Raw genomic sequence first — 5,875 nt, forward strand, 5'->3', positions numbered from 1 at the left:
GTGGCTTCCGACGTCGCGGCGAGATATTTCTCGATGTCCTGTCTCACGCTGCCTCCCGTATTGCATGCTGTCCGGCCGGCGCGACCTGACCGTCCTCGACCCAGAAAGCTTCGATGGCCTCCGGTAGGCCGCCGGGCGGCGTTTTCAGGCTCATGAACACGAGCGCCGTGTCGACCTGGTTGCTGTAGGCGAGATCGTCGAGCCAGTAGAGCAGGCGGTCGCGCTCCGGCCCGACCAGGACGTCGGCGCGATCGAGCACGAGCAGCTTCAGGCCCGAGAAGTGGCTGATCGCCGCGGCGATGTGCGCGTCGACGCGCCAGCGCTCCGATTCGGACAACAGGGCGTAGGCACGTCCGTCGGCGAAGATCTCCATCTCCGGCGTGATCGTCACGTCGGCCCATTCGGACATCTCGGCGAGCGCGACGAGGCGCTCGTTCATCGGCGTCAGCGCTTCGCTGAGCAGGTCGGCCGGGATGCCGTTCGGCGCGAGCGCGTCGGCGATCGCTTCATACGCGGCGACGTCTTCGTGCAGCGCGGCGGCCTGCTTCGCCAGATCGGCGGCGCCGGCGGCGCGTCGTTCGATTTCGCGAAGCGTCGCGATGTCGGTGTCGAGCTGCTTTCGGCGGCGTTGGAGGTCGGCAAGTTCGGAGCGCGCGGCGTCGCCGCTCTCGCGTGCGGCGGCCGCGCCGCTGTCCTCCGCGTCGTCTTCGAGCGCGCGCAGCTGCGTCGCGGCCGAATCTGCCGCTTCGACGTCGCGTTTGCGATTCGCGGCCGCGTTTTGCAGCGTTTTCAGGCCTTGCTCGTACTCGGGTAGCTTCGCAGCTGCGTCGGCATCGCGCGCACCGGCTGCGGCCGCCGCCGACAGCACGCCGTTGAGGTAGCGCAGGAGCGCGCCGCATTCAGGGCACGTACATTCGGTACCGGCCGGCGCCGCGCCGGCGAGCACACGAAGCGCTTCGACCTTGGGCAGGAATTCGGCGACCTGCTCGTCGGCAAGCTGCGCGAGCTCGACCGCCCTCGCGTAACCGCCGGCGCGCGCGCGCAGGTCGGCGATTTTCGACGCACGCGCGCGTGCCGCCGTGTCCGCCGCGTCGGCCGCGCCGATCTGCTGCTGCAGCTCGCCGATCCGGTCGTCGAGCGCCGCGCGATCGCCCGTGAGCTTCCGCAACGCTGCTTCATCGAACTCGACCGCCGCCGGCCGCCACGTCGCTCCCTTCTGGCTGCCGTACGTCTCGCCGGTCGCGCTGCGCCAGGACTGCTTCGCGCCGCGCGCGCGGTCCGCCGCTTCCTTGTGCGCCGCGTCGAAGTCGGCGCGCAGCATCGGCGTGATCGCCGCGAGCCGCGCGGCGGCCGGCGCCGGCAGCGCGTCGGCGCGCAGGCCGAGCTTGTCCAGCAGCCGCGCGCGCATTTCGTCGAGGCCGATCTTCACGCCCATCAGGTCGTAGAGGAACGCGCGGCGCTCGGTCGCCGTCATGTGCGCGAAGCGCTGCGCGTCGAGCACCAGCGGCAGGCGCGGGTCCTCTGCGATTTCGCGCTTGATCTTGCCGGCGGGCAGGGCGACGCTGTTCGCGTGCTCGCCGCACGCGACGACGATCTGGCCGGTGTCCGCGCCCTCGGTGACCAGCGAACCGTATTCCTTCTTCAGGGCGACGCGGACCGTGTCGCCGGTGAGGGCCATGCGAACGGCTTCCTGCAGGCTGCTCTTGCCGGCGCCGTTCGGGCCGACGAAGAGGGCGACCGGTTTCGAGAGCCGCACGTCGGCCGTGCGGATCCCGAGCACGTTCGAGACGTAGACATCGGTGATCTTCATGTTCTGCTCCAGTTAATCGGCGCTGATCGGCGCGCGGGCGCGGCGGCCGGCCGGCGCAGTCGCTTGGGCGGCCGGCGCGCCGCTGGCCGCCTTTTCAGCGTCTGCAGTGATCGCGCGCATGCGCGCCGAGGCGTGGGCGTTCAGCTCGGCTTTCGCGGTTTCGTCCGGCACGCCGGCGATCGCGCTGCGCGCCAGGTCGAGATCCTCGGGGGTCTTGGCGGAATCGATGTCCTCGCGGATACCACGCACCAGTCCGCTGACATCGAAGTCGAAGCCACCTCGATTGCCGTCTTCGCCATCTTCAGGTTCGTCCTGATCGTCGACCAGATCGGCTTGCACGACTGCCAGCGGCGGAGCGTCTTCGCTTGACTCTGCGGCGGCGCCGGTCTGCGTCGGCGCGCCGCGCGAGACTTCCTCGGCAGGCTGCACGCGGCCGGTGCGGAGTTCGTCGAGCGTCGCGCGATTCACCGAGTAGGTGCCGTCCTCGTGCACGTCGACGATGTCGGCGGCTTCCTCGACCGTCATCAGGCCCATCAGCAGCTCGGGCGCGTACAGCTTCCCGAAGAACGACGCGGTGCGGTAGCGCAGCATGACTTCGTCCATCGTCTGCCACTTGCTGCCGTTCTTCGTGTACCAGCCTTCCTTGACGGCCATCTCGATCGAAACGGCCGGCGACTCGATGCGCTCGCCGGTTTCCTTCTCGATCGCCCACGCCACGCAGACCTTGTCGACGATCGGCACGCGCTTCGTGACCGTGCTGCGGTTGCCGTTTTCCCAGACCGTTTCGACGCGTTCGACAGTCTTCTCGCCGAGCACCTTGATGTCGAAGCGCAGGGGCGAGAAGCGACCACAGCCGTTCACTGCGGCGATGATCCACTGCGACGACCAGGACGGCCGGCCCTCGACGATGTACAGGTTCTGCATCACCATCAGCGGATCGGCGCCCATGCGTTGTGCCATGTTCAGCGCGACGACGGCGTTCGCGAGGGCGTTCGGGTTCTCGCGCGATTCCTTCACGTTGCCGTACTTGTCGAGCTTCTCGATGACCTTGCGATACGCGGCAGGCACGAGCGTCGACGACGCGAGCAGGTTCGCCGCGCGCTGCATCAGCTCAAACGACTGCAGCGATCCGAAGCCGGGCGCGACGGCGGGCATGCTGGCCTCGCGGGGCAGCGGCGAGCGGATGGATTCCAGGGTGGTAGGGGTGCTCATTGAGAGTTCCTCGCTTTGCGATTGCGTTGATAGGCGGCTGCACAGGCCTTGTGGTAGTGCTTGCCCTGCGTATTCATGGTCATGGCGGCCGGCACGTCGTATTGGCTGCAGTAGATGCACCGACGTGATGTTGGATTGCCGGTCGCCGCGAGTGCGTCTTCCCGTGCGTGAATGAGGCGGTGGTACGCGTCGGTACAGATCAGAAGGTTTTCCGGCCGGTTATCTGTCCGCACACCGTTTATGTGATGCACAACTTCGCCACGCTTCAGCGGACGCCCGAGTGCTGCCTCTGCAACGAGCCGATGCTGAAGTTGAAAGCGCCCCGATCCGCGAACGCGGACGTAACCGTCCTTATCGATGACCGTGCCGCCCTTGTAGGAGGCCGAATCTTCGCCAGTGGGCATACGACCGGTCCGACGAGTAATGTGCTCAGTCATGGAACTGGCACGTCCCGTACCGGGGGCAGTATTTTCGGTCGCAAAGGAGCGACTTCGGATTGGGAAAAAACCGACCGGAGCGGAACATGTCGGCCGCAAACTGGATCAGCCCGGGCTCGTCCTCGGTGCCGAGCATCACGCGCTTCGCGTTCGCGATTGGTGCGGTCGAGACCTCGGGCGTGCCCTTCGTCTTCAGGCCGATGATCTCGGCGGTATCGCCGATCTGCTCACCGGTCGTGTGCTCGTACAGCAGCTCGTACGTGCCGATCTGCGGGCCGTGCCCCTTCGTGACAGCGACGCCCTGCGCGACAGCCTTCGATCCGCTCTTCAGGTCGGCGATGCCCGGGCCGAGCGCCGTGCGACGGACACGTGCGCGGTCCATCGTGCCGGTGAGGCGGATCACGATCCCACCGCCACAGTCGATGTCGAGCGGCTTCGTCTCCATCTCGACCGCGACGAAGTCGTAGCGCGGCGCGATTTCGAGGCAGTACTTCGTCGTGAGCGAGATGCCGATCCGCTCGGCTTCCTTCAGGTTGAGATCGTCGCTCGCCGGGTTGTACTCGTTCGACGGGTCGTGCAGCTTGTCGATGAACGCGCCGGCCGCGTCGTCGACCGTCAGACCGGAGCCGTCGAGCACGCTCTGGTCGTATGCGGCCGTGCCGGCATGAATCGCGGTACCGAGTGCGGCGCGCAGGCCGACGACGTTGCGCATCTTCAGGAGGTGGATGCCCTCCCACCGATAGGCGCATTCGAAAAGCGCGCCCCAGCTCGAGGCGCGAACCGCATAGACGGAGTCGGTCATGCCGCACCTTCGGCACCAGGCTGCTCGGCCACCGGCATCTTCTCGATGCACTCGTACGGGAAGCGGTCGGGGAACGGTTTGATGTGCTTGTAGAGGTGCGATCCGATCGAGTCAGCCGTCTTCAGCGCGTCGAAATTCGCCTGCGTGAATTGCGAGTAGTGGTAGAGCGACGTCGGCTCGCCGGTGCGGCCCTTGAAGCGGACCGCGAGCGTCTCGGTTTCGGCGTCGTAGCCGATGCTGTGGATCTGCGACGACTCGACGGGTTGGGTGTCGATGGTTTTCATCTCGTGGTGCTCCTGGGACGACGATGGTGGGACGCGAATGGCGAGCGCGCGCGGCGCTGCAGCGTCGGAATTCGATATGTGTGGTGGAGACGACGCCCTCCTTGGATGCGGGCGCGGCACGGGAGGCGAACTACAGAATTCCCCAGTGCTTCGTGAGGCTGTCGACGGCGACTGCGAGAAGCGCGACTGCAACGAGGATCGCGACGACGAGCGCGCGTGCGGCGCGCGGGTGCCGGCGCTCGAACAGGTCGGCGTGGTCGGTGAAGCGGCTCACGTGGACCTCACGATTGAGGAGACAGCCGATCCGTCGGCGTTCAGGCGCGCCAGCACGAGCGTGCAGACTGCAGCGATCGCGAGCGCCGCAAGGTATCCGGCTATGGGATTCCATTCGTGAATCCGGTCGAGTAGCGCGCCAAGGTAATCGAAGGGCGTCATCGGAGACTCCTGAGGTACGGGCCGGCGAGGTCGACGCCGTACCAGAGCGCGCCGACCACGGCGCCGAAGGCCATTGCCCAGATGGCGCCCTCGATCACGTAGCGCATGCGCGGGCCGCGCGCGGCGGCGCGCAGCAGTGCGTTGTCCGCCGCCGGGCGGTGGAGGGTGAGGGCGCGCATCAATGACCCCTCCGCAGGTTTCGCTCCGCGTACGTCGCGACGTTGTGCTTTGTCCGGTCGAGGATCTGCTGAGCGATCGTCTCGCTGCCGACCATGGCGATGCCGAGTGCCGCCTTGCTGATCAGCATCTCGATTACCTTCGCGAGCGCGGCCGGATTGCCGAACGCACCACAGTCGCGCACGTAATCGGCGATCAGCTTTTCGGCGAGATCCCCGCACTGGGCGGGGGACTTGAGATTGCTCATCAATCGACTCCAGCAATGGTGATGTGCCGCACCGGCTCCGGCGCACGGTCGCCGCCCTTCGCGAGCGCGGCGTCGACGATCGCGCGGATGCCCGACGTGAGCACGGTTTTCGAGGCGACGAGGTGGAGGGCATCGAAGGCCTCGGACGCGAAGCGAAGATGCGCTTCGAGCTCGAGATCGGCGGCGAGGGTCCGCGCGTACGCGTCGGCCGACTCGGTAGCCGTGCAATCCGAACCCAGCTCGCCGTATTCGAAGCTGGCCGTGGCTCGCGCGGTCGCCAGCTCGATTGCGCGTCGGAGCCATGCTTGGCCGGTCGTGTGCCTGGTTTGCTCCATGTCAGGCCTCCCGCGCGCGAAGCATGGCGTCGGCGATGGCGTAGCACTCCGCAGCGAGCTCCGGCGCATACTCCGATGAACCTCGCTGACTGGACGTATGCAGAAACCACGGCGTTCGGAGAACGGCGGCGATCGC

Annotated in this window: 9 protein-coding genes and 1 pseudogene; all 10 read right to left on the reverse strand. The window is 67.1% G+C overall.

Features of this window, described 5'->3' with window-relative positions:
* Positions 1–43: 43 nt before the first annotated feature.
* On the reverse strand, positions 44–1,810 hold the full coding sequence (locus WS69_RS10160; protein ID WP_059470652.1) for an AAA family ATPase: 1,767 nt from the start codon (positions 1,808–1,810) through the stop codon (positions 44–46).
* Positions 1,811–1,822: 12 nt separating this feature from the next.
* The gene (locus WS69_RS10165) at positions 1,823–3,022 is read right to left on the reverse strand and encodes a hypothetical protein (RefSeq protein WP_059470653.1); all 1,200 of its coding nucleotides are present in this window, start codon (positions 3,020–3,022) and stop codon (positions 1,823–1,825) included.
* Positions 3,019–3,459, reverse strand: coding sequence for an HNH endonuclease signature motif containing protein (locus WS69_RS35645; protein ID WP_197419236.1), 441 nt, complete (start codon positions 3,457–3,459; stop codon positions 3,019–3,021). Before WS69_RS35645 ends, WS69_RS10165 begins: the two co-directional genes overlap by 4 nt.
* A complete protein-coding gene (locus WS69_RS10170; protein ID WP_059470654.1) occupies positions 3,452–4,261 on the reverse strand; it encodes a RecB family exonuclease in 810 nt (269 codons plus the stop codon). The genes WS69_RS35645 and WS69_RS10170 overlap by 8 nt, the downstream gene beginning before the upstream one ends.
* Positions 4,258–4,545, reverse strand: coding sequence for a KTSC domain-containing protein (locus tag WS69_RS10175; RefSeq protein ID WP_059470655.1), 288 nt, complete (start codon positions 4,543–4,545; stop codon positions 4,258–4,260). Before WS69_RS10175 ends, WS69_RS10170 begins: the two co-directional genes overlap by 4 nt.
* Positions 4,546–4,675: 130 nt before the next feature.
* Positions 4,676–4,819, reverse strand: coding sequence for a hypothetical protein (locus WS69_RS34070; protein ID WP_197419237.1), 144 nt, complete (start codon positions 4,817–4,819; stop codon positions 4,676–4,678).
* Positions 4,816–4,980: a hypothetical protein gene (locus WS69_RS34075; protein WP_197419238.1), complete on the reverse strand. Its 165-nt coding sequence runs from the start codon at positions 4,978–4,980 to the stop codon at positions 4,816–4,818. The genes WS69_RS34070 and WS69_RS34075 overlap by 4 nt, the downstream gene beginning before the upstream one ends.
* Positions 4,977–5,159 (reverse strand): hypothetical protein, encoded by a 183-nt coding sequence (locus tag WS69_RS10180; protein ID WP_059470656.1) that lies wholly within the window; start codon positions 5,157–5,159, stop codon positions 4,977–4,979. The genes WS69_RS34075 and WS69_RS10180 overlap by 4 nt, the downstream gene beginning before the upstream one ends.
* A complete protein-coding gene (locus WS69_RS10185; RefSeq protein WP_059470657.1) occupies positions 5,159–5,404 on the reverse strand; it encodes a hypothetical protein in 246 nt (81 codons plus the stop codon). The genes WS69_RS10180 and WS69_RS10185 overlap by 1 nt, the downstream gene beginning before the upstream one ends.
* Positions 5,404–5,875, reverse strand: a pseudogene (locus WS69_RS10190) (hypothetical protein); the annotation flags it as partial. The pseudogene WS69_RS10190 and the gene WS69_RS10185, both read right to left, overlap by 1 nt.

The organism is Burkholderia sp. BDU5 (assembly GCF_001522845.1).
GTDB lineage: Bacteria > Pseudomonadota > Gammaproteobacteria > Burkholderiales > Burkholderiaceae > Burkholderia > Burkholderia mayonis.